Origin of the sequence: Fontisphaera persica, from assembly GCF_024832785.1 — a bacterium.
GTDB lineage: Bacteria > Verrucomicrobiota > Verrucomicrobiia > Limisphaerales > Fontisphaeraceae > Fontisphaera > Fontisphaera persica.
In genome coordinates, this window is the sequence record NZ_CP116615.1 from 1612183 (window position 1) to 1637766 (window position 25584).

The 25584-nt window shown below is 56.4% G+C and carries 16 protein-coding genes; 6 read left to right on the forward strand and 10 right to left on the reverse strand.

Annotation, left to right across the window (positions count from 1 at the left end; genetic code table 11):
- From NXS98_RS05625 to NXS98_RS05635, 3 genes are all read left to right on the forward strand, one after another.
- A complete protein-coding gene (locus NXS98_RS05625) occupies positions 1-1311 on the forward strand; it encodes a bifunctional folylpolyglutamate synthase/dihydrofolate synthase (RefSeq protein WP_283847497.1) in 1311 nt (436 codons plus the stop codon).
- 82 nt (positions 1312-1393) lie between these two features.
- Positions 1394-2428 (forward strand): NAD-dependent epimerase/dehydratase family protein, encoded by a 1035-nt coding sequence (locus tag NXS98_RS05630; protein WP_343214136.1) that lies wholly within the window; start codon positions 1394-1396, stop codon positions 2426-2428.
- A gap of 13 nt (positions 2429-2441) precedes the next feature.
- Positions 2442-3416 carry a family 43 glycosylhydrolase gene (locus NXS98_RS05635; protein ID WP_283847499.1) on the forward strand — a complete coding sequence of 325 codons (975 nt, stop codon included), beginning with the start codon at positions 2442-2444 and terminating at the stop codon, positions 3414-3416.
- Positions 3417-3510: 94 nt separating this feature from the next.
- Here NXS98_RS05635 and NXS98_RS05640 read toward each other — a convergent pair whose 3' ends face one another.
- Both NXS98_RS05640 and NXS98_RS05645 read right to left on the reverse strand, forming a co-directional pair.
- A complete protein-coding gene (locus tag NXS98_RS05640; RefSeq protein WP_283847500.1) occupies positions 3511-4278 on the reverse strand; it encodes a class I SAM-dependent methyltransferase in 768 nt (255 codons plus the stop codon).
- A 62-nt stretch (positions 4279-4340) separates the two neighbouring features.
- On the reverse strand, positions 4341-11891 hold the full coding sequence (locus NXS98_RS05645; protein ID WP_283847501.1) for an immunoglobulin domain-containing protein: 7551 nt from the start codon (positions 11889-11891) through the stop codon (positions 4341-4343).
- A 718-nt stretch (positions 11892-12609) separates the two neighbouring features.
- On the opposite strand from NXS98_RS05645, the gene NXS98_RS05650 reads away from it, so the two are divergent.
- Positions 12610-13134: a hypothetical protein gene (locus NXS98_RS05650; protein ID WP_283847502.1), complete on the forward strand. Its 525-nt coding sequence runs from the start codon at positions 12610-12612 to the stop codon at positions 13132-13134.
- Between the two features lie 96 nt (positions 13135-13230).
- Here NXS98_RS05650 and NXS98_RS05655 read toward each other — a convergent pair whose 3' ends face one another.
- Genes NXS98_RS05655 through NXS98_RS05665 form a run of 3 tightly spaced genes read right to left on the reverse strand, consistent with a single transcriptional unit; the run spans position 13231 to position 16537 of the window.
- Positions 13231-13980 (reverse strand): dolichyl-phosphate beta-glucosyltransferase, encoded by a 750-nt coding sequence (locus NXS98_RS05655; protein WP_283847503.1) that lies wholly within the window; start codon positions 13978-13980, stop codon positions 13231-13233.
- On the reverse strand, positions 13977-15125 hold the full coding sequence (locus NXS98_RS05660) for a glycosyltransferase 87 family protein (protein WP_283847504.1): 1149 nt from the start codon (positions 15123-15125) through the stop codon (positions 13977-13979). Before NXS98_RS05660 ends, NXS98_RS05655 begins: the two co-directional genes overlap by 4 nt.
- A 14-nt stretch (positions 15126-15139) precedes the next feature.
- A complete protein-coding gene (locus NXS98_RS05665) occupies positions 15140-16537 on the reverse strand; it encodes a hypothetical protein (RefSeq protein WP_283847505.1) in 1398 nt (465 codons plus the stop codon).
- A 323-nt stretch (positions 16538-16860) separates the two neighbouring features.
- On the opposite strand from NXS98_RS05665, the gene NXS98_RS05670 reads away from it, so the two are divergent.
- The gene (locus NXS98_RS05670) at positions 16861-17271 is read left to right on the forward strand and encodes a hypothetical protein (protein WP_283847506.1); all 411 of its coding nucleotides are present in this window, start codon (positions 16861-16863) and stop codon (positions 17269-17271) included.
- 378 nt (positions 17272-17649) lie between these two features.
- Here NXS98_RS05670 and NXS98_RS05675 read toward each other — a convergent pair whose 3' ends face one another.
- The 5 genes from NXS98_RS05675 to NXS98_RS05695 form a co-directional block, all read right to left on the reverse strand.
- Positions 17650-19281 carry a hypothetical protein gene (locus tag NXS98_RS05675; protein WP_283847507.1) on the reverse strand — a complete coding sequence of 544 codons (1632 nt, stop codon included), beginning with the start codon at positions 19279-19281 and terminating at the stop codon, positions 17650-17652.
- Positions 19282-19305: 24 nt separating this feature from the next.
- Positions 19306-20172: a type II secretion system protein gene (locus NXS98_RS05680; protein ID WP_283847508.1), complete on the reverse strand. Its 867-nt coding sequence runs from the start codon at positions 20170-20172 to the stop codon at positions 19306-19308.
- A gap of 116 nt (positions 20173-20288) precedes the next feature.
- Positions 20289-21335 (reverse strand): retropepsin-like aspartic protease, encoded by a 1047-nt coding sequence (locus NXS98_RS05685; protein ID WP_283847509.1) that lies wholly within the window; start codon positions 21333-21335, stop codon positions 20289-20291.
- Complete coding sequence (locus NXS98_RS05690; RefSeq protein WP_283847510.1) at positions 21332-21667, reverse strand: DUF167 domain-containing protein; 336 nt, start codon at positions 21665-21667, stop codon at positions 21332-21334. Before NXS98_RS05690 ends, NXS98_RS05685 begins: the two co-directional genes overlap by 4 nt.
- Before the next feature lie 56 nt (positions 21668-21723).
- Complete coding sequence (locus NXS98_RS05695) at positions 21724-21951, reverse strand: DUF5616 domain-containing protein (protein WP_283847511.1); 228 nt, start codon at positions 21949-21951, stop codon at positions 21724-21726.
- A gap of 342 nt (positions 21952-22293) precedes the next feature.
- Here NXS98_RS05695 and NXS98_RS05700 point away from each other — a divergent pair, with 342 nt between their 5' ends.
- On the forward strand, positions 22294-25551 hold the full coding sequence (locus NXS98_RS05700) for a helicase-related protein (protein WP_343214137.1): 3258 nt from the start codon (positions 22294-22296) through the stop codon (positions 25549-25551).
- The last annotated feature ends 33 nt before the right edge of the window (positions 25552-25584 follow it).

A 25584-nucleotide genomic window follows, 5' to 3' on the forward strand; every position in this document is an offset into this window, starting at 1 on the left:
TTGACCTATTTGCAAGCCATCGCCTGGCTGGAAAGTCTCCAGATGTTTGGCGCCAAACCGGGCCTGGAGCGCATGCAAAGGCTGGTGGACGCCGCCGGACATCCGGAGCGCCATCTGCGTTTCATCCATGTCGCAGGGACCAATGGCAAAGGCTCCACCTGCGCCATGCTGGAAAGCATTTACCGGCGCACGGGCTTGAAAGTTGGGCTGTTTACCTCCCCGCACCTGGTGGCTTTCGCCGAGCGCATCCAAATCAACCGCCAGTTGATTGCCGCCGATGACGTGGCGCGCTTGACCGCCCAGTTGCGCCCGCTGGTGGCAGACCTTAGCGCCACGGACCCCCCTACTTTTTTCGAGGTCGTTACCCTCATGGCCCTCGTGTACTTCGCCGAGCGCCGATGCGATTTGGTTATTTGGGAAACCGGCCTGGGCGGACGACTGGACGCCACCAATATCGTCACCCCACTGGCCAGCGTCATTACCAACATCCACTACGACCATGAAAAATGGCTGGGCCATACCCTGCCGCAAATTGCCGCCGAGAAGGCGGGCATCATCAAACCCGGCATTCCGGTGATTGTGGCTCCCAATCCCCCGGAAGTGCTGGATGTCTTCCGACAGCGTGCGGCTGCATTAAAAGCGCCGCTAATGGTGGTGTCCCCCGGAGACCCGCATGACGTGCTGGCCCATCAAATCCAGCTCCCGCTGTTAGGCGAGCATCAGCGAGCCAACGCAGCCACCGCCATTGCCACCGTCCACACCTTGATGCCCGTCCTGCCCGTTTACCGGCAGCATCTCGTTACGGGACTTGAAACCGTACACTGGCCGGGACGCATGCAGCGGGTGCGTCAAGGCCCCCAGGAATTCATTCTGGATGGCGCTCACAATCCCGGAGGCGTGGAGGCCCTTTGCGCCACCCTGCAGAGGCTTTATCCCAGTTTGAAACCGGCCTTTATCGTGGGTGTTTTGCGGGATAAAAACTGGCAGCAAATGCTGGCCACCCTGCGCCAGCACGCCTGCCGGATGCTGCTGGTCACTGTGGGCAGCGAGCGCGCAGCCACCGCTGAAGAATTACGCGCCGGTTGTGGGCCGGATGACCCCGCCTGCCCTGTTTCCTGCCATCCCAGTCTTGCCTTGGCCTTGCAAGCAGCCCGCGGTGAACCACAGGTGGTGATTTGCGGCTCACTGTATTTGGTGGGGGAAGCCATGGAATTGCTGCATCTGGAATCCACCCCTAAAAACGGCCAGGAGCGGTCACTCAACGAATGGGGAGGAAACCCACCGCCGCCTGCCTTTCCCACCCCAACATAAACCAATGGCAGTTTATGTTTTTTCTGAATTTTTGTTTCACAAAGGCGGCGTCCGGTGATACCCAAAGCTGCGCATGACCCGCATGGAACAACTGCAAGGCCGCCTGCGCGCGGAACCCCGCCGCTGGCTGGTCACGGGGGCAGCCGGTTTTATCGGCTCGCATTTGGTCGAAACCCTTTTGAGATGGGACCAACCGGTCCGCGGGCTGGATAATTTTGCCACCGGCAAACGCGCCAACCTTAACCAGGTGCAACAGGCGGTGGCTTCAGATCAATGGGCGCGATTCGAGTTCATCGAAGGGGATATACGTGACCCACAGGTTTGCCAGCGCGCCTGTCACGACGTGGAAATCGTGCTGCATCAGGCCGCCCTGGGTTCCGTGCCCCGCTCCCTCGCCGACCCTCTGCTGAGCCACGAGGTCAACGTCAATGGCACCCTCAATATCTTCCACGCCGCCCGTATCGCCAGGGTAGCCCGGGTCATTTATGCCAGCAGCAGCGCTGTCTATGGCGATCACCCTGAACTCCCCAAAGTGGAAGGCAATATCGGCCAGCCACTGAGTCCCTACGCCGCCACCAAACGCATCAATGAAATATACGCAGGCATCATGCAACGCTGCTACGGACTGCAAACCATCGGTTTGCGTTATTTTAACGTCTTTGGCCCGCGCCAGGACCCCGAAGGCCCCTATGCAGCCGTCATTCCGCGTTGGATTGCACGATTGGCCCGCGGGCAGTCCGTGGAAATCTACGGCGATGGCCTCACCAGCCGCGATTTCAGCCCGGTTGTTAACGTCGTCTGGGCCAACCTGCTGGCCGCCACGGCGGCAACAGTCGCCGCCGCCCCTGCGGTTTACAACATCGCCGTCGGCCAGCGGACCACCTTGAATGAATTACATGACTTGCTGATTGCCTGCCTGCGCCGCTCCCGGCCTGGCTTAACCCTGCCGCCGCCAATCTATAAGGATTTTCGCGAAGGTGATATTCGCCATTCCCTGGCTGACATTTCGGCGGCCCGCCGCGACTTGGGCTATGAACCCCTGGAAACCGTGGCCGAGGGACTGTCGCGCTCCATGGCATGGTATCTAAGTCATCTGGATTTGCCTGCTGAAATTTGAAAGTCTCCTGCGTATGCGAAGGACCATCCTATGGCTGTTCATCGCCCTCATGGGAGGAGTCATCGTCCGGGCCGCCGGCTTTCCCAATCCGGTACTAATTGGAGCGGATCCCCATGTGATAGTTTGGCAAAACACCTTTTGGGTCTATCCCACCTGGAGCGATGGCCGCGGAGAGCGATTTTTCGCATTTTCCTCGACCAACCTGGTGGATTGGCAATGTCATGGGCCGCTGTTGGATTTGCAGGACGTGAATTGGATCAAGGACGACGGCCAGCCGCGCCATCATGCCTGGGCGCCGTCAGTTCTGCCATCCGGGGGCAAATTTTATTTCTACTACTCCGTTGGCCCCCAAAATCCCACGCCTTCACGCATCGGCGTCGCAGTGGGCAACTCCCCTGCCGGACCGTTCAAGGATTCCGGCAAACCTTTGCTGACAGGCGGGCAGGGATTTGAGGCCATAGACCCCATGGTTTTCACCGATCCCAAGTCAGGCAAAACTTACTTCTATGCCGGCGGCAGTGCGGGAGCCAAACTGCGTGTCTTTGAACTCAATCCAGATTTAATCAGTTTCGCCCGCGAGGTTCCCGTGGAAACTCCGCCGAATTTCACCGAAGGCGCGTTCATGCATTATTATCAGGGCCAATATTACCTCTCCTATAGTCACGGAAGCTATCGGCATGCCTCGTATTCGGTACACTACGCAACCGCCCCCACTCCTACCGGGCCATGGACCTACCGCGGGGCCATTCTTACCAGTGACGAAACCCGAAAGGGACCGGGACACCACTCTTTTATCCGCCATCCTCTGAGCGGCGAGTGGCTCATCTTTTATCATCGCTGGGAAAACCAATCTGGGGAGGGCCCTTATCGGGGTTTTCGGCAAATTTGTATCGAACGAACGGAATATGACACACAAGGATTGCTCCGCCCCATCCGCATGACCAGCGGTCTTAACACCGCTCCCAGTCCAGCTTCGCGCCGTCCGTGAAGATGTCCCCCCAATCTTTTGGCGGCTAAAACATAACCGCGCAGTTGGCCTTCCCCGCGCATGGCCATCAGCCCGGTAGCCTGCTGCTTGTGCTCTAAGCCTGCTTTTTGCGGGCGACGACGAATGCGTTAAACATATAGAAACGCCAAGGACCAGCGTTGAGCAAGAAATCCAGCAACTTGGATACATATCGGTCCGTGCATTCCACACGTTCAATCTCGCACCCGTTGCGCACCAGAAAAAACGCCATCTCCCGCCCATTCGTCGCCACGATGGCATCATCATCCGGCGTAAACGGCTCCTTGATAATTGGCGTCATGCGGTCGAACCTGACTGAATCCGGCTGCTCATGCATCTGACGCAACTTTTCCTGCTGGCGCCGCCAATTATTCCATTTTTGGCAAATCCCGCGCATTTTGGGGTGGTAATCCCGGAAACCCAGGGCGCGGAAAAAATTGGGACTGGAAAGCACCACCTTGCCCCCCGGCTTGACCACTCGCACCATTTCCGCAATGAATGCTTCCGGCTCTTCCACGTGTTCCAGCACATTCAAGGCCCCCACAGAATCAAAGTAATTATCGGGATAGGGCAGTTGCCGGCCATTGTAAAGACGGCAATTTTCGGTGACTTTGCGGGCGCGTTGCACATTAGGCTCGGAGACCTCCACCCCGTGCGCCTCAAAACCCTCACTCAACAAACGGGCCACCACTTGTCCCACACCGCAGCCGACGTCCAACACCCTTCCACCTGGCCGATCCGGGCGCAAGGTATCGGCGTACTTGGCGTAAAACGCGGCGTCCCAACCCGCTAAAAACTCGGCGTACGCCTCGTTATGGCGATAATAGCTATCCTGATGCCCCATGCGCAGAGATTAACCGCAGACCCCAGCGATACGCGATGCCAAATCGCCCCTACCCCACCGAATCACGGCAACTGAGGGGTGGCAATACGGTAGAACCTTGACGGTCCGGCTTGATTGGTGATGCCCACCTGGCGATTCGTAGGCGCGGGAGCCACATCCAGGAATCGCTGCCACTGCGTTGCGCCAATATTTTCAAGGTATTGAATGGTATAGCTCTTGTTGGAAATGGCCTGAAATTGCAATCCAGCCGCCCCGCTGCCGACCGGCTGAATAGCCAGTCTCAGCACACTGTTGGGGTCCCTTGGATTGGTGCCCGCAATAAATTCCTGCAAGTTGGATAAACCATCCCTATCACTATCTTCCACGGCATCATTGGGATTGTTGCTTTGGAAACCGTTCTGGGCTTCCCATTCATCAGGAATACCGTCATTGTCCGAATCCATGCTGCCAAAGCTCAATGTCACCGTGGGAGAAAAGGCCGAGCCAACCAAATTGGTCACGCGCAGGTAGTATTGGCCTGCATGTTGCGACTGCGCATTGACAATCTGGAGCGTCGGGCCGGTGCCACCGGGGAAGGGAGTGTTGTTAAAGAACCACTGATAAGACAAGGGCTCGGAGCCAGTGGCGGCCGCCACAAAGGTCACGGTCTGCCCGGCGGTGGCGTTGATGTTGGAAGGCGTTTGAGTGAATGTTGGCGGATTTAATACCCACACCTGCACCACGCCGCTGGTGGTCACCCCCACGACATTACTGGCCACCACGTAATAACCGCCAGACACCTCTGGTTGCGCATCCTCAAAGGACAGTTGCACGGAGTTGGCTCCCGGAATCGTCTCTCCACTGCTCTTGTACCATTGATAGGTGAAGGGGCCTGTGCCGGTGACCGTGGGAGTAAGGGCGAAACTCGTGCCCCGCCGGATATAACGATTGGTTTGGGCAAAAACCAGACCAGGCAGTTCCGCCACCGTCAGGACAGCCGTGGCGCTGGTCGCCATGCCATAGGCATTGCTGACCACCAGTTGATAGGGCCCACTTTGCGCCAATACTAAATTGGTCAATGTAAGGATGGGCGTCGTGGCATTCGTAAGCCAGTTGGTGCCGTTGTGATACCAGTAAATACCCAGCGGCTCAGTGCCCGTTACTGAGGCGACAAACAATGTATAGCCGTTGGTGATGACCGTCCGATTGGTGGGTGATTCCGTAACCACTGGCGCCACTCCTTCGCTCTGGACCGTCACCTGAACCGGATACAAGTTGGAGGCCGTGCCACTGCGTACCACCAAAACGTATTCGCCCGCCTGCTCCGGCTGCACGTTCTGCAAAGCCAGGCTGGCCGTGGTGGCCCCGGCAATATTCGTGCCGCTGCGCATCCACTGGAAAGTTTGAGATTGGCCGCCAAAGCGCGCCGCAAGAGTTACATTGGACCCTTGTAGCACCTGTACGGAGCGCGGCGGCTCCACGACGGTCACAAAGGCCAGACCGCTGCTCAGGCCGTTGGTGCGCAATTCATTGGTAATGGTGGCACGATAAACCCCGCCCAGACCAATGTGCACATCCCTCAATTCCATCACCGGACTATTCCGGTCAAAGTCAAATCCTGGCACCGCTGTGTTGGGATTTTGCCACCGCACGGCGTAGGGCTGTGAGGCATTGAATTCTATGGACAATACGAGGTTGGAGCCAGCGGTGACCACCTGATTGGCGGCCGGTTGCCGCGTAATCACCGGCGACAGGAGCCATTTCACAAACGCATCCCGGCTGCGATCCGCGCCATAGATGTTGGTCACGAGCACGGAATAATACCCCTCCTGCGCCAGCGAGAAGTTGGTAAGCACCAGGCTGTTGGTGTTCGCGCCGCTAATCGGGACACCGTTGAAGAACCACTGGTAGCTCAGCGTGCCATGACCGGTGGCCACAACATTCAATGTGGCCGTCGTGGCATTCGTCACCCGCAAATCCGCCGGTTGCGTCCATATTTTGGCCGGAAGATTGATGGTCAACGTGGCATTGGCGCTCAATACCGAGCCGGCCGTGTTATAGACTCGCACACTGTAATTTCCAGCCTGCGAGCCCTGCACATTGGTCAGCACCAATGTCTGGTTGGTGGCGCCCGGAATGTCTCCTCCGTCAAAACGCCACTGATACCAAAACGGTGGAGTGCCCTGCGGAGTGACGCTAAAGCTCACGGTGGTATAGCCCAACACCGTCTGGCTGCGAGGATGCTGGGCAATGCTCGGCGGGGTTTGCACATACAAGGTGGCCGGCAAACTCGCCACTGTGCCCGCCGCATTGGAGACCATCACCGAGTACAGGCCGCTGTTGGCCAACTGAGCATTGGCCACGGTGTAGTAGGAGTTGGTGGCATTGGCAATATTGGTGCCATTGAATTGCCATTGATAATAGAAGGGCGGCAGGCCGCAAACACCCACATTAAAGGTGGCATTGGCCCCCACCGGAATGGCTTGAGTCAGCGGATGATTCACGATGGTGGCCAGCCCGGCCGGTTTGGGGACTGTCGCAGCGCCTGGCGTAGGCACGTCAGCCACCCAGTTGGCGGGTTCGTTCCCAAAAGCCCCGGCTTGCAAACGTTGCAGCGAATTGCCCGTCCCCGCAGTGCCGCACGGCCAAGGGGTGGTATTGCCGTACGCCACCTTGTCCACCAAGATTTCAGGCACTGCATAGAGCCCCGTGCCCGCCAGCAACGCTGGCACCCCCGGCTGAATGAGCTCCACCGAATCCCCATCATTGTTCAGCCGTCCCTGCCACGGCCCATAAATAGGAATGGTTTCCGGCACTTGATACCGGGCGCGGAAGGCCGCCAGGGTAGCAGGCTCAGCCACAGGATCAAACGGCACGACAAGCAGAAAACTGCGTGGCGGCATCACTACATTCATCGGGAAAACATACGTCACCGCGTCGCGCAGGAACCACGTATTAGTGGGCACGTTGAGATCATATAAGGCCACCGGAGAGGTGGAATGGTTGTAAAGTTCAATAAACTCATCTTGGTAATTGCTAAAGACATTGGTGCCCTCAATGAGGTCCGGCGGGTGATACATAATCTCGCTAATGACCACCGGGCTGATAGCCGGGCCGGCGTTGTTGGTGCCCAAGGTGGGAGCCTCCTGCAGTACAAACTTGTCATCCCCTACGCTATCAACCAACCGTCCCAGCGTCACCCCTTGCGGGGCCGCACCAAAATCAAACCCATGATAATAACCAGTAAGCCGGCCTTGGGCATCGCCGGAAAAGAGGTAAACATCGTCCCCACGAGCGCCCAAACCAAAGCCGTTGGGGGCGCCGGGCGCGTTGAAATGATCCTCAGTAAAGACCCAATAGCCGTAGGCGGGGATGATGGTGCCTGCAGGAATCCGGTATTTCTTGGGTGTGCCGAAATCATCGCTCAAATACCAATGGCTGACGTCCACGGCAAAGCTGTTGGGGTTGTACAATTCAATCGCGTCTTTTTCCCCGGGCAACGGGAAGGCCAGGACTTCGTTGATGAACACCGGCGGGATGCCTGGCGGAGCTGGGTCTTGCGCCCCCGGCGAGCCCCCTTCCACAGCGCTCAGCCGCCATGTTGCCCGGTTGGTGTAAGAGGCGAAAGCAGCATACTCATTCACCAGTACCAGCGAAAAATCATTGCCATCGCTCATGCGGTACCATGCATTGTTGTATTCAAAGTCCGCGATAAGCTCACCCAGGCTGCCCTCCAAGGCGAGGCGCTCGCCGGCGTTGTTCAGAAAACCATAGTAGCCCCCTACCACATTGGTGACGCCGGGATACTTGGCAGCAAAAGCCACCGGGTTCTTGGCCACTACGATATAGCCATTCGGAGCCAGCACCGGCGCATTGGAGGGAAAGATATAATCAATCCCATTGGTAAACCGATAGCCAGCCAGGGCGATGGGGGTGGTGCCGATATTCTTCAATTCCAGCCATTCAAATTGCTCGGCATCATTGGTATTGCCAGGCGGCCTTAACCCGTTGTACATGATTTCCGTGATGGCCAGTTGCGGAGTTGCCACCACATACGTTGCGGTGAGTGGGCCAGACCACTTGCTGATTAGCGGCGGATTCCCAGCGCCGGTTAAGTGTGTGTGGTTGACATTATAGGTGCGCGCTACCAGCCTGACATTGTTGGTGATGGTAATTGGCCCGGTGTAGGTCAGCGCGTACGACGCCACGTTGCCGCCAGGCGCACGCGGGTCACGTCCATCGAGGGTGTAATAAACCGTGCCCACTCCAGGTCCGGTCAACGTCACCGTGGTGCCAGGGGTCACCTGCCCGCCTGCCCGGTTGCTCGTGGGCTGTCGGACAAACTGTCCGTCAATGAAGTCAAAACGGTTGGAATACCAGAATTTCATCCAGTTCAGCTCCCCTTGCAGCGTGCCGGGCGACGGGAAAGTGTAGCTGTAACCCGAGCCACTCTGAGTGCCAGCCCGGGGGGCATATTCCGGCCATCGGGCCATGTCGCGCGGATGGGCATTGCGAATCATGTTGCCGTAGTAATCAATCAGCGCATGAATGTTGGTGAGGGAAAGCACGCTCTGGCGCCACATCTGGTAGCGGTCCACCCATAACTGCCAGAAGTCAATGTCCTGGAACAGCCGGCTGTACCACGGGTTGGCAAAGATGCTCGCACTGTTGAACATGTCTGTCCCCAGGTCGCCTGCCGTGCTGCGCCATAGCCGCGGGTTGAAATCACGGCCATCCGCCGAGCCTTGCGTGCGATCATAGTCCCACTGCGGCCCCCACTTGATTTTTCCGCTGCCGCGGACTTCCGGATCCCACCGCTCCTTGTGCAGGTAACCACTGAGACGCAGGCCATCAACGTTGAAGGTGACCACGTTCTGGATGTGATAATCCACCCAGGCCACCGAATCTATGTACGCTGCATAACCCACCACCGGGTCCCGCCAGTTGGCGCCGGTCAAAGCGGTATAAAAGCTGTTAAAATAGTTAATCAGGTAATTGCGCTGTGGCGTGTAAGCGGTGCTCACCATCTCTGCGTAATCCGGGTCCAAATAGTTCATCGTCTGGTTGCCGGCAGTGAATTGGGACTCGCCGGTATTGGCTCGGTCCACACTCACCAGGTACCCCCCCGTAATGTTCACGGTGTTGGTCTCCTCGGGCCGCACTTTGCCAATATCGAGGCGGTTCTCGCCAATTTTGATTTTTTCCAGGACCACATAAACACCGTGGTAATCGGCCTGTTTCACCGGCCCCACGGTGCCGGCGTCATCTTGGAGGTATAATTCCACCATCCGATTGCGTGAGCTGTAGTAACCCATCTGACGATAGATGTCATGGGCCACGGGATTGTGGATTTGCACCCGGTCAAAGTTGTTGGGCGCATAAAGGACCCAGTCGCTTTCTTCGGGCAGCCCACAGAATGGAACATCCAAGTCATTGCCAAATTCATCCTGCGCCTCCACCAGCAAGTTGGCTTTGGCCTGCCCCACCGTGCTGGAACCGCGCCGGTGGAAAATGCCCTGGAAGGACAAATCAGGGGTATTCGTCAAGGATGTCACGCCATTTTTGGGCATGAAAACCTGGCAAATCACAAACCAATCGGGCTTGGAGGTGGGCGGGTCGCCCTGGCCATAGTCATGCAGAATGATCATCGGCAAATCACTCTTGTTTGTCAGCACGGTGTTATCCAGGCGAATAAAAGCCTCACTCCGGCGCGGCCCCGGCAGCAGCCCCGGCACATACGCCCGGGCGCGCACCAACAACGTATTGGTAATCAGCAAGGGGCCGGTGTAGATGGGCGAGGTCTCGGTCACTTGCGCATTGCCGGTGACATAGCGAATCACCGCATTCGAGTGGGAAGTGGACAGCTCCAGGTAGAAATTGCTCCAGAAGGTCCCCGCCGCCCGCGAAAATTTGACCTCCGGCGCAAAACCCGCCCCGGCCGCGGTGTTGGCGTTGCCGGGCGTCGGCACGACAAAAAAGCCAAAGGTGTTGGTCGTACCCTGCACCAAACCATAGGACACCCCGGTAGTCTGTGGCGGGAAGGTGGGGGCAAATTGCATGGCCACCTCACCTCGCGGATTCACCAACGCCAGATATTCCCCATCCCGCTCCAGGTTGAAGTTGGTGTGCAGTCGGCCATTGGGACTGCGGCGATCTTTGCCCGAGGCAAATACCACTAAATATCGGTTGCCAGCCAGGGACACCGAAGGAAAACGCCATTTGGTCAGGTTGGCCGGATCATCCGTTAAATACCACCCTTCCAAATTGGCCGCCTCGGCGCCGGCGTTGTAGATTTCAATCCAGTCGGAATAATCTCCATCCTCGTCACGAATGACATTGGTGAATCCGCTGCGATTAACCGCCAGAAATTCGCTGATGAAAAGCGGCGGCAACGCCATGTTGGGATCCAACAAGTATTGCCAACTGCCTCCAGCAAAAGGATTGGCCGCCAACGACAGGTCCGTAATCCCATGATTCGGGGCCCAGGCAACGGTCACCAAGCCGGTCGGGGGCTGGGAAAACTCAAATATGTAGGAAGTAGGCGGCTGCCAAATCACGTTGGTGGCCGGGACCCCATTAATCAGCAAATCGCTGGCATTGACATTGGTTACCGGCTCGTCAAACAGCACTTCCACGGTGAACAGCTTGGATACAGTCAGTCCCGGCGAGGGGATGATGCGGCTGGCAACCGGCCCGTTGGTATCCCGCACGCGCGAGCTGATGCTCGCAAACAACTCCACCCCCATGACGATGTCACTGCTGCTGGTGCCCGATTGCTTGACCTCCACTGCGAGCGTATTTTCTCCCCGTACCAAATAAGTGCCGGGCACGGTTAAATTCTCCCAAATCACCCCTTCGGGATCTTTTGTGGTATCAGCACCGGTGCTGTAGGAATGACTGGGTGCTGACCCCACCCGCAGATTTCCCACATAGGTGCCGTTCAGGTAAAACACCGCCCCATCATCAATGAGGTTGCTGAACACCAGCGAGGTCATGGCGGGGTCACCGTTGAAGTTGAATTTGGTTCGGAAATATACCGTGACCTGGCCACCATTGGCTTGCGAGGTTAAAGGTGTCCGAAAGGTGAATGGCGCATATACCTCGGGCGTGGTTTCAAAACCCAACAGCCCCAATCCCGTGGGCCACGCGCTGTCATCGTAAGCAGGCTCCTTCCATGCCGTGCCCAGGTCACCACCGTTCTGGTTGTACCTCCAGACGGTGTTGGCAATGGTAACTAAATTAGTGCTCACTGAAGGCCCCGGCACCCCCGGATCCACCCGCAACACCGCCACCGCGCTGGTGGCCCTCGCCAGCGCGTTGGTCACCACCACAAAGAACTGGGCCATGTCATCCGCCAACTGCGCAGAGGGTAGCGTGTAAGTGGCGGAATTGGCTCCGGAAATGGGATTTCCGTTTCGGTACCATTGATAAGCCAGCGGGGCGGTGCCGTCCGCGCCGATGGTGAATACCGCCGGCGTGCCTTGCAGCACGATCACCGTGGCGGGCAGATTGTTGGTGATGACGGCCGGGCCATCCGCCGCCCGGGCGGAAGGAATCATAGTCATGCCCACAGCGGACACCAAAGCAATCCAGAGGTTGCCCATGAGTGAGAAACAACGCGAATGTGCCTGCATACCACTAACTTATTCTAAGGTTTTCGGACCCCGTGCAGAATTGCACCGGGTCTGGCCCGCGTGTCGGGAATAAAGGTAACCGTTCACGTTTAAGGCTTGTTTGGACGCGCCAAAACAAAGCACGAAAAATCACTGATGTCCAGCAATCTGTTACAAAAAAGTGACGATTTTTGGGGACACGGCCTGCTGCAAACCAATAGTGGCAAGTCGGTCTGAAAACACTGCGCCCCTGCCGAGCCTTGCGGCCCGACAGGGGCGGAAGTGGGGGGTGGGAGTTCGCCACGCTCTCTTTCCCGTGCCGACATTAGGCGCCACTTGGGCTGTCGGCTTCCCGACGCTATTCTCCACGGCAAGCGGAGTTTCCGGCCTCATAGCAGGGCCGTCCTGAACCTTGCGGTCACAGGATTATTGAGTGAGGCCTCTCAGCTCGCTTGGGCTGGTGGTTGCGCCACCGGCTTGCGAACCAGGTCAAGACACGTCTGCGACTCCACGTCCGCGTCTTGACCCCTTGCGCCGGGACGGCCCCCGCTTTTGGCGGGGCGTTGGCCCGGTGCCACGGGTCTGACCTCTTACCTCTCAGGTTGCCTTTAGCTCACAGGCCAGCGGTGCGTTGTTCTTGCATCGCCGGCGTCTCGGAGGGTTTTCACGGGCTTTGCCGCAGCCCCGTGTCCCTCCCGGCATCACGGCCCTTTTTGTCCCACCTTTCGGTGTCTTTCTTGTGGCGGATTTAATTTTTACCGCCGGAGCCTTTGACGCCGTGCTGGACGCAGTAGCAACCTCGTACCCTCTGGGTAACTGCGATTCACCGCGGCCCGAAACCAGCCTGCGGTTACTTGACTCAACTCGGGGCGGCTTCTCATCGCCCCTCGCTGCGCAGCTCCTCATTCGCGGGTTTGGCAGCGCGCGACCGCTGCCAGAGGAGCTGGTGAATTATGCCTCTTTCCACGGTCTTTTATCACCGCTTCATGAGGAACCGGACCAACCAGCCTGGCCCGATTTTTCCCCAGTCACCTGGGATTATCCTTGGCCTTCCGACACCCTCCTTGCGGGGGGCCTCTTTCGGCCGTGTTCTTTCAAGGAACTGGTTACACATTACCACGAAATCCGGTACGGACAACAAAATGATATCCACAACTTGTCCACCGGCGGCCCTCCCACCATGGCCCCTAAAAAACGCCAAATCCTGCGTAAATTCGTGTTTTTTAATCATGGTCGCAAATTATTCACCGCATCCGTGACTTGACGAAACAGCGTTGTGGATAACTTGCCGCGCAAATTCCCTGAAAACAGGGTCATGGGAGAATTTTCCCGACGAACGAACGCGCATGAAAAACCGGATTTACTCTGGTTTCCCGCCCTCAGGAGGCAAGGCAGGACACCTTGCTGTTGGCACCGTTTGCCGCAACCGCCACAAGCCCCGCAAATCTTCCCATGCTGTGCGCAGCAGCTTCACCCGGCTGTCGCGATTCTCAGTCCAATGCACTGGCAATTCCCGCACTCGGTAACCGCGCCGCATCGCCAGCACCAGCAGTTCAGTGTCGAAAAACCAGCCGCTATCCTGCACCAGCGGCAACAAGGCGCGCGCCGCCGGCCGGCTGATGGCCTTGAAGCCGCATTGCGCGTCGGATATTTCCACCCGGCACAGGTGGCGCAAGAGGCCCACGTAGGCGCGTGAAATCACCTCCCGCCGCCAGCTCCGCTCCGTGCGCGAGCCATCCAGCAGCCGGGAGCCGATGGCCAAATCATAAGCCCCACAGGCAATCGCCTCAATCAGTTCCGGGAACGCCTCCAAGTCCGTGGACAAATCCACATCCATGTAGCTCAGAATGTCGGACGCGCTCGCCAGCCAGGCTGTTTTCACCGCTCCGCCACGGCCTTTTTCCGGAATTCGGGTAACACGGACTCGCCGATGCTCCCGCACCATGGACTCCGCGATGGATGACGTGCGATCAGTGGATCCATTGTCCGCTATCACCACTTCCCACGCCCACTCACACCGCCGCTCCAAAAAATCCACAAGTTTGGGAATGCAGCCGGGCAACCGGCGTTCCTCGTTATAAACAGGAATAACGACGCTGACGGTGTTCATAAGCCGTGTCGGACCGGGGCAAACACCGGGTGCGCCACCGCTAAAACCAAATCTCTGGCAACTACTCCCAAAGCCGCCGCCATAACCGCCGACAGCATGGAGCGGGGCACCGGCTCCACCCCGAATAAAAAGGGCAGATAACTCAAGGCCGACGCGGTAACCACCCACATCGCCAAAAACCACCGCCGCGGCACAAAAAAAGCATAAACCAGCGCGAACAAATCCGCCGGAAAAAAATATCGTTCGTGCATCCCGGGCATGAAGAAAGGCAGCAGGAGCACGCTCAAAAGCGCGGCGGCGGCCAGCCTTTGATCGCGGTCCTCGGTTTCCCAATTCCGCTTCAACACCACTATCAGCCCCCCGGAGGCGATGGCCGCCAATCCAATCCCCAGCCATGCCAGCGGCGTGCGCGGCTCGGCCGGCAGCCATTGGTACACATTGACCGCTCCGGCGGTCAGGTGCGGCAGGTTCTCCTGCCACAGCCAATGACCCAACACGGCTAAGACGGATTTGCCTGCCAGGATGGCGGGCAGTCCACAGGCCGCATAAACAGCCAGCGGCACCCAAAGGAGCCGCCAAGGCAAAAGCCCGCATAAGAACAGCCCGGCCAAAAAGGGCAGAAAAAACACTGCTTGTGGCTTGAAAGACACGGCCAGGCCAAATGCCGCAAGCGCCATCCAAGGACGCCGCTGCAATACGCTCAAAAACACCACCAACAGCGCCGAAGTGTATATGATATCGCACTGGCCCCAAAGGGCGCTGTTCATCAAGACAGTGGGCCAAAACAATACCGCCGTAAAACCAGCAAGCGACAAGAATTGGTTTTGATAACGATGCCACACCAGCCGCCCCACCAGCCAGGCCGCTACGTAGTCAAACAAGATGGAAATCAGTTTAATGGCATATAGTTTAGGCAGCGGCAGCAGTGTGGAAAACGACAGCAACACCAAGTACGGTACGTAATAATTTGAAAAATCATCCCCCAGTGACTTCCACCGTCCATGCTCCACAAAATAATCATACCATGGACTCAGATACCCTCGGTAGTCTCCGCTTTCGAAGTCCAATAACCAACACCGGGGTGCCAACGCCAAAATGGCCATCGCACCGTAGGCCAGCCGCCTGCCGCCCGCCGTGCCAGCCATCGTAGCCGCACATTTCATTCCTTGACCCCCTCAGCATGAGGGGACGCCTCCCCCTCCCGCCCCAACCGCCGCCACAGCCACCACAAGCCGCCTGCCAGAAAGGCGGCGTACACCGCAAACGATACATACGGCGGCAATCCCAGTACATGCTCGCCAATGCTGTAAGAAAACTGGCCCTTGAGAAAGAGCGGAATATGCAGATGGGTCAAGGGATTGTTTATTTTATTTGCCGGACAGGCGTCCGTGGCCGTCGCCAGAACGGTTAGAGCAATGGAATAAACCACCAGCACCGTTCCCAACTTGGGAAATCGCAGCAACCCATAAGCGCAGGGCAAGGCCAACAGCGGCAGCATCGGCGCCAAATACCGCGGCCCCAACGTTGGCCCCGCTGGCCAGTCCCACACCCGCCCCGAAATAACCACCACCTGCAGCACCGGCAGAAAATAATACAGCAGCATCTCCCGCAGATCTTGCCGGAACAGGCGAAAACACCCCACCAGCGATAGCAGCAAAAATGGTGACCAGAAGAACAAGCCGCGCGCCGCGCTGAACAGAAGGTTGAAGCCCGTTTCCGCATCTGGCCATTTGATGGCATACAGCCCCTCTTTCATAACAGGAAAGGAGGCCTGATAACTGTAGGGCAGCGCAAACGGCGTTCCCAGACAGGCCCAACTATAGGCAGGGATCAATAAAAGCGGCGGCAATGCGCCCAACCCCACCGGCCACAACCGCCACCACTGCCCCCAAAGCAGTACCGCAATCATCCCCACAACGATAAGCCCGGCAGTGTATTCGCTCGCCAAAGCCCAACCCAGCACAAATCCCCCCAACAACTCGTAACGATGGTGCCTCACCCAGCCCTTTATTTTGGCAAGACCCACCCCTGCCCCCTCGCACCGCCCGGTTTGCCTATCCAACGCCCACAAAGCTATGGCAATGCAACCAACGGCTAATGAATGGGAAAACATCATCGTCGCATAAGGCAGCGGCGCCGCCCCCAAGAAAAACCCGGCCGTAATCAATAGGGCCGTTTGTGGTGGCACCCGTTTTTTCAGCCAGGCAAACATCGCCACCGCTCCCAAAGCCGTAACGATAGCCAATGAACCGGCACAGGCCACCCAACTGCTGATCAGCCATCCAAAATCGGAATCGAGCGGAATATCCACTGCCTTAAGCATCAGCGATCCGAAATAAAAGGCTGGCAATGCCAAGGCGACTGTTCCAGGAGCTTTGTCACTGTAATAATGGCCTCCGTGATACGCTTTATCTCCAGTGTTATGATGATATGAATCAATATTAATTCGGCGCTCGCTTACTATGGCATGCATCAAATCCAATCGGGATATGGCGGTAGGGCTCCTTTCCACCCCTTGATTGAGGTAGGAAAACGCAATGACCATATAAACAAACAAGCAGATATAAAAAGAAACCTTTGCGAAACGTGTTTTGAATGAGTTTATCACTTTCTAGACTGTTATTAGATTTTCCATTGAGGCCTCAAACTCCCCTTTTTCAGGCCGTACAGCCCCGAGCAAGCAACTGGAAAAGGCATGTTTTTCAAAATATTAACCTCTAAATCATTGGAAGGGTACGCATGCTTTTTGCACAAATAAGACTTTTCAACAGCCCAGTAACTGGCGGCCGGCGACCTCCGGAAGGTCTTTTTCTCTACTGGGGCACACTGCTTCACCCAGCCACCACTTTCACGAGCCGTTTCGATCTCCAACTGATGCACTTGAACTACATCTCAAGCCGTTTGGTTTCACGGCCTGCGCACCGTACCAGCCCATACACGACCCGCGCCTCTCACCACTCAAAAACCGTTCCGTCCCGTTATCACGTCACATTCAGCCAACAGGTGGAAGCAGAGGCGCTGCATGTTCCAAGGGGGCGTCCCCCAGCGTGCATGTCTTTTCAATACCCCTCGAGCGTCGCCTTGTTAGTTGGTGAGGTGCAGCAACGCCTCGTACAGGCCGCACACCTGAATACCTTGGCTGAAACGCACCGTGACCGTGGCGTCCGGCACCAGACCTTGCAGCGCAAGTCATACCGTTTGTTCGACGTGTTTCGCTACGATTTCATCATTCTACCCTATATTGTTTTGAAGTGGACGCTCAAATATCTCCAAAACCGCATGTTACATTAAACATTTATGATTATTACTGCCTGGGGCAAACAACTAGCGTCGCAATTCTAGTGGCGGTTGGCATATTACACGCTATAGTAGCTGTCCCTGCAAATACACTGCAAGCTGGAGGACCATATAGTTGCACTGTTGCTGTGCAGCTAACATTAGTTTCGGTGCAATAAAGGAATGCACCATTGCCTGAGTGGTTGCGCACACAACGTTCGTTATATAGGCAGTCACCGATAGCGCAATTGCCCGGAGGCAGAATCATAGTCCAGCTCCCACAGGGACCATAACTACGAACATCCCATGGACAGAACGAAACCCCTGCCGCCGTTACAAGTACCCCTATTAGTACAAGCAGTGATGTTTTGATTATGAGGTGTATTGTTCTTTTCATATTTGTCCTTTTGTTTTTCGTTTTTTTGCCCATGCTCGCGCCAATACAAACATGGGAAAAGCAATGACCGCTACCAACAGTACTCTTGCTGCGTTGATTCTTACATTTTTCCAAGGCGAAACGGGCGCGAATCCCAATTGCGTGAGCACCCTTGTCTCCAACGTTTGTTTGGGAAATGCTCTCGCTAACAATTCAAGCCTTTTTTCGTTAGCCTCTGGGAATGCATTGGTTGTCATATAAGTAAGAGCAGCGACACCTTTAGATTGGAACCTGTAATCAATCACATAAGCCACTTCACCATTCTCAAGTATTCGAGGTCCCTCCTTTGGCTCATCGGTGGTGATGCTATTCACTTTGACTTTCGCAAGGTAACAGGTCGCTAGCTGATTGGCGGATGTAGCATTCGCTACTGGCGCAAAGAATCTTATATCAGCCGAGGTGGGAATAATTATTCCACTAATGTTTGTTTCCTCATACCAGGTGACGGCAGCCAGCTCATATCCATTCGTATAAGGTGCAGGGAGTGTAATATGACTTAACGCAGCTTTTTTATGCACGTCACGTCCAAATATGATTCCTTTCTCCCTGAACACAAGTTTTCTCAGCCAGTCTTCGCCTTTGTTCTCCATATATTGATACTCGCAAAGAGCATTCGTGTTGTAAAACATACTCGCATCCGATATTTTTGGCGCGTATCCCAATCCGAAAGCATTCGTCCATAAACGTTGAGCGATCATGGTAATCCATATATTATAGATGTTGACCTCAAATGGAGGAGGAACAACTCCAGGATAGATTGCAGCTTCTTTTATGTTATGCTCCGCCGACTTTAAATGAGAGCCAGGGTTCTTTTCTTTAACGATGATGACGCCCTTTTCGTTGCATGTGGCATATTCTTTGCGAAAAAAGGCGTATTTGTTGGTCGGTGCGGATTGACTGTCGTAGAAGATGCTCCATTGAGGCCATTTTATCCATATCCGGAAACTGCCATGGCTTCCATACTCTATTCTGTTATGTTTCGGTAATATGTAGTTTTCATATAAATACAATCCTTCAATACTCAGGGTGGTAGCGGAGGCCGCAGCTTTTGCCGGTGCCGCCCACAACCCCACAGTTAACATCGCAACAATTGGCAATCCTGAACCTACGGATGACGATGTGGTTTGTTTTATGGAAGGGAGTAATTCTTTTGTGAAAAATAGGAAAATAGCCGATGGTATTAAGAAATAAGCTAATACGATCACGCTGGCCGTATTGACCCAACTATCATTTAGACCTAATACCCCAACCCACCCCCCCAAGCATTTGCACGATCCATGATAATCAATGGCAATCAATCCCAGCCTGTACACGACAAATAATAAAGCACACCAAAGAATCACCAAAAGCTGCCGAATTACACTCTCTGCAAAGGCGTAACGAATCAATATGAAGCAAACCATCTCCACCCATGCCGCTGCTGCCATGACCATCCCGTTGTTGAGGAACGGCAGCAAGGGATCACTCGCCCCCAGGAACGCGCCGCTGGCAACAAATATTCCAACCAATTTTAATAAGCTTGTCACCAGCATCAACCAGGCAACCGAGCAGATGTATATCTCCGTTAAAAAGCTCCAACGCATAATCATGGGAATTTTGGGTTGCTGGCTATTTCATCTGTCATAGGAATATGGAACATGGGAAAGGGTGTTTGCCTGCAATTTCCGCAAATCCTCCAAATCCGCCAGATTGGAGGCCTTCTTCCAATAACTGGTTTTGGGGGCAAACGTCTTCGGCGCCTGCCACCGCCAATGCTCCGCATGGCCGTCGGCAAAGCTCAAATTGCACCCACGACTGTGCCGGTCCGCCGGCAAATTCACCCACCGCTCATCCGGCGCCGACCACACCAGAAAATGCCCGTCGTCTATGCTCTCGGCATGTTCATCAATCAATACAAACAACCGGCTGGGATTCCGTATCTGATACAGTCGGTTCACCGTCGCCTGCGCCTCATTGGTCCGCCCCCCAACATTCCCGTTCATCCCATAACTGCGCGTGCGGGGCAAACCAAGGTCTTGCCCCCGCAGGTCCCGCACCGTGGACTGGTCGGCCGGACACCGAAACAGTTGCACATTGGCCGCATAACCCAGCCGACACAAGGCGCCCCCGGCTATGTTTTGCCCAGTGGCATCGTGCGGCGCGCTGCTCAGCCCCGTCCACGAATCGGGCGCGCTCCGCCACGCGCCATTGGTGTGCAGCGCCAGGTTCGAAACCAACGCCCCCAAGTGGTCTTGCGCGTACATGTGCCACCCCAGTTGCAACTGCCGCAGGCAATTCAGGCAGGCTACCCGCGCCGCCCGCTCGCGCACCCTACCCACCGCAGGCAACAGCAAAGCCGCCAGCACGGCAAGAATCCCCACCGTCACCAGCATCTCCAACAACGTAATTCCCCTCACTTCCTTGACCCCTGCGGCTTTCATGTCTCGCTCCTGCCTCTCCGCATGAAATGACCCCGGCTCAAACTCCGCCGGGTTAGCCACACTATGAATCTGGGTTATTCGGGTGTCAAAAAAAAAAAAAAAAAAAAACGCATCTCATCAAACAGATGGCACACTGTTTGCTAAGATTTTCTCTCAACCACCGCGCAGAAAAAAATTCAACGCCTGCGGCCTTGTTCCACCCACATCTGACGGCGGCGCAAATCCAATGTCACGCAGTAGCGGTAAAAAAAACCGCTGCCCAGCACCACCCCAAATTCCTCCGGCCCGCTGACCGCAGGCACCCGCTGAAAGACGGCCTCCCCCAAACGCATCTCCGGCACGCTAAAGCGGCGCAACACGCGCTCGCCCCCCAAGCCCACATACACCTCGCGCCGACCCTTGGCCGCCAACCCAGCCCACCCCAAGGCCTGCACCACATTGGAGCTGAGCATTAACACGGCGTCGTTGCCGGTATCCACCAGCGCGCTGTACTCCCGCCCACCCAAACGCACCGGCGCCCGCAATTGGGCATTGGTCCAGATCAATGGCACCGTGGCCACCGCCTCCATCGGAGGCGTAAAGTATTCACGATGGGAAAACCGCACCACCCCGCCCCGATAATCAACCTGCACATAAGCAAACTGGCTCAAGGTGGACATCCCCAACGCATCCCCCCTCCATCGCTCCACCGGCAACCATCCCCCCAGCCGCCGTTCGTAACGTTCCCCGCGAATCGCCGTAAATACATTCCTCAACGCCAGCTCCGGGCCTACGGTCATCTGCCGAATCACCCCAAACCACGCTTGCTCCGCTCCCGCCAATCCCTGAAACGCATGCCGCAACTGATTCGGATCCACCGTCTGCACAAAATGTTCCGCCGCCGTGTCCGCCTCCAGCAAATTCACCGGCGCTCCAGTATCCACCACCATCGGAATTGCCCGCCCCCCATTTAACCGCACCCGTATGACCGGTTGATAGGTCCCCTCGCCCACACGCACCAACGGCGTCTCCACCGGATGTTCCGGCCGCACCATCTCACGCCACCGCACCACCGTGGCCCCCTGCCGATGCGTGATCGTCAAACCCGCCTCCGCAGGAGACACCAAGTTCCCCCTCAAACGCTGTTGCACCTCGGGAGAAATGCCCAATTGCCGGCTGGAGACACACCCACCCGTCAGCGCCACCCCCACCCCCGCAGCCCATATCCACCCCCGGATTTTCACACGCTTTCTTTCACTCGCGCCCAAACCTCCCTCGCTGTTCGCCCGCGCACCAACACCACTTTGTGGCGTCCCGTCTGACCGCGCATTATAGCCACTGCCCCCTTAGGACAATCCAGCCACTCAGCCAACAGCTCCACCAACGCCGCATTGGCCGCGCTGTCCACCGGCGGCGCCGTCACCCGCACCTTCAACTCCTGCCCCAACACCCCCTCCACCCCGTTCCGCGAGGCGCGAGGTTGAACCTTGAGATGCAACAGCACCCCCTCAGGATGCGGCTGAAGAAACGGAGGCATCTCAGACTCCGGCAGCGGCGTTGATTCTCGCGGGCGCATGCGCGCAAAGTTAGCAACAAACCTTTGAAAATCAAACCCTGCCAACGCGCCCCTTTTCAAGGTTGCAGCGACAAATCCACCACCCGGGCCATGGGGGCATGATGCTCAATAATCCACCCCGCCAGATTCACCCACCGCCCGCAACGGTCCAACACCGCGCTGTCCGCCGTGGCCACCACATTTTCAGTGCGCGCCAACACGTGGTCAGGATTCATCACCAGCTCCACCTCCCATGGCCATCCTTCCCCCGCCGCCCCCTCACCCCATTCCCCTCCCCCCCGCATCAAAAAACCGCCGCGTCGTAAGGCACTTGACGGACACCAAGGCTGCGGCCGCCAAAACCACCACGCACATCAAAAAGCCCGCCCCCACAGACCGCAGGAACCGTCCCGGAAATGCCCACTTTACATTCGACGCCACTCATGCTAACAGGGCATTTCAAGATGCCCTGCATTTACGATAATATTGAGGTCTTTTTGGTGGAGGCCCTGCAAAACACGTTGAAACAATCCTTCAAGGCTGATTTATGCATAGGTTACTTTAATTTAAGAGGTTGGGCCCGCTTGGCCCCCTGGATTGAGCATTACCAAGGCACCGATGAATCATGCTGTCGCGTTCTGATTGGCATGCATCGCCCCCCGGAAGATGTCATGCGTGAAATGCAGCGCGACCCTACGAAGGAACAGTTGATTGACCGCGTCACGCTGGCGCGCTTGAAAAACCGCACGGTCCAGAGCTTCAAAGAGCAAATTGAATTCGGGTTGCCCACTTCTGCCGCCGAGGAGGCCCTGCGAACCTTGGCCAGGCAACTACGCGCCCGCAAAGTGCGCATTAAGTTGTTTCTTGCATATCCGTTACACGCCAAACTTTATTTAATCCACCGGCAAGACCGGATCACCCCGTTGGTGGGTTACCTCGGCAGCAGCAATTTGACGCTCGCCGGTCTCTCCCAGCAAGGCGAGCTCAACGTGGACGTGGTGGATCAGGACGCGGCCAACAAATTGCAATCTTGGTTTAATGATCGCTGGAACAATCTCAAAACCTTTGATTTGTCTGCGGAACTGGCAAGTCTCATCGAAAATAGTTGGGCCCGGGAAACATTAGTCGCCCCATACCATGTCTATCTCAAGATGGCCTGGCACTTGTCCGAGGATGCACGCACCGCCGATGTTGATTTCAAAGTGCCCAAAGTCTTCCACGGTGTGCTGTTGGATTTTCAAGTCGCCGCGGTGAAACTCGCCGCCAAACTCCTGCACCGCCACGGCGGTGTGCTTCTCGCCGACGTCGTTGGTCTGGGCAAGACCCTCATGGCCTGTGCCGTGGCAAAAATATTCCAAGAAGATGAGGACGCCAATATTTTGGTCATTTGCCCCCCCAAACTGCAAAACATGTGGGAGCGTTACTTGCAACAATATAAACTGCCGGGGCGGGTACTGTCGCTGGGAAAAGTCATTAATGGCCTTCCCACACTGACTCGGTATCGTCTGGTGATTATTGATGAAAGCCACAATTTCCGCAATCGGGAGGGGGATCGCTATCGCGCGATTCTCAATTATCTCGAGACGATGAACCCCCGGGTTATTCTACTGACCGCCACTCCCTACAACAAGCAATATGCCGACCTGAGCAATCAATTACGCCTTTTCCTCGACCCCGATGCCGACCTGCGCGTACGCCCGGAGCGTTTCTTCCAAGATTGGCACAAACAAGGCAAATCCGAGGCGGATTTTATCGCGCGCTATCAAGCTTCACCCCGTTCGCTGCGGGCCTTTGAACAAAGCCCGTACCCTGAGGACTGGCAGGACCTCATGCGCCATTACATGGTGCGCCGCACCCGAAACTTCATCATCGCCAATTATGCGCAGCTCGATTCAAATAAAAAACGCCATTACCTTCTAGTAAACGGCAACCGCAGTTATCTGCCGGTGCGCCAGCCTAAAACCCAGACTTTTGCTGTTGATGATCAAAATCCCAACGATACCTATGCCCGTCTTTATTGTGACAACGTCGTGACCACCATCGCCTCCCTGGCCCTTCCGCGTTACGGCCTGGCCAATTACCTGATCCCCAATGCTGACCAACAGGCTAACGACAAGGAGAAGATCATACTGAACAACCTCAACCGTGCTGGCAAACGTCTCCTGGGGTTTTGCCGCACCAATCTTTTCAAACGCCTGGAGTCCAGCGGTTACAGCTTTCTCCTGTCCATTGAGCGCCATATTCTGCGCAACCTTATTCATGTTCACGCCTTGGAAAATAACCTTCCGGTTCCCATTGGCACTCAAAACGCTTCCAGCCTCGACCCTCTGTCCAACGATACCGATGAGGAGTACGAGACTGAAGCATATTCAGAAAGGAACCCCCCATCTTGGACTCCCTTAAGCATGACTTACCGTTTCCACCCGGACTTGAAGGCATATGCCGAGCGCGCTGCGGAAAATTATAAATTCTACGAGAAATATTTGTCTCATCGCTTTCACTGGCTGCCCGCCAAGTTCTTCCAGCCACAATTAAAAGACGACCTGTTGCGCGATGTTCAAGCGCTGCTCAAAATCCTCCAAACCGCCAAGGAATGGGACCCCCAAACCGACGCCAAACTCCAGGTGCTCCAGACGATGCTGACCCACACCCACCCCAAGGACAAAGTCCTGGTTTTCAGCCAGTTTGCCGACACGGCTCTCTATCTAGGCCGCGAACTCAAGCGCGCCGGGCTCTCGGATATGGAGGTGGTTACCAGTTTTACCCAGAACCCCGATGAGTTAGCCCGCTGTTTCAGTCCGCGCTCCAATGGCGGGTTGCCCCAACACCGCTCTGAATTGCGCCTCCTCATCACCACCGACCTGCTTTCGGAAGGCCAAAACCTTCAAGATGCTCACATCATCATCAATTATGACCTGCCTTGGGCCATCATCCGCTTGATTCAACGCGCCGGACGGGTGGACCGCATCGGTCAGCAACACGATACCATCTTCGTTTATTCCTTTGTGCCGGCCGAGGGTGTCGAAAAGGTCATTGGCCTCCGCAGCCGCCTCAGCCAACGCCTGCGCGACAACCAGGAAGTCGTCGGCACGGATGAATCTTTCTTTGGCGAGTCGTCCGCGGAGAAACTTCGCGACCTCTACAGCGAAAAGCGCGTCCTTGATGACGATGCCGATGAGGACGTTGACTTGGTCAGTTTGGCCCAGCAAGTATGGAATAGCGCCCAGCCGGCAGACCGCCAAATCGTCGAGCAGCTACCCGCCGTGATTTCCGCCGCGCGCGCCGCCCGTCCTGCCGCGCCGGGACAGGAACCCGAAACCCCAGGCTCGGTGGTTTACCTCCGTTATCCGGATAAATCCGATGCCCTCATCCGCGTGAATCAAGACGGCGCCGTCCTTTCCCAATCCTTGAGCGCCATTTTTCGTGCCGCAGCCTGCAAGCCCAATACCCCCGCCTTGCCGGTGCCTCCCGCTCACTACGACCTTGTGGCAGCCGCCCTCCGCTCCGCCAAGGAGGAGCTGGAAACCCTCGGGGGCCAGTTGGGCAGTATGCGCAGCACCCGCCGCAAACTTTACGAACGTCTGAAGGCGTATAAACACCAGCTCGAGCTCCGCCGCCCGCCTGCGCCCGAAGAATTACGGCAAAAAATCGATACCCTTCTCAACGTGCTGTTCCAAAACCCTTTATTGGAAGCGGCCCGGGAATCCCTGGCCCGCCAGATGCGCGCCGGTTGTGCCGATGACGACCTGGTTGAAAACGCCTTCCGCCTCTATGAAAATGCCAAACTTTGTCAAATCTCCACTGACAGCGAAACCGTGACCGAACCGCAAATCCTTTGTGCGTTGAATATTCAACCCCTTGAACCCAATGTCTCCAACACCCCACGACCTGCACCGTCATCTTAAGCAAGCGCTCGACTCGTTGCCCCAAGCCAACGA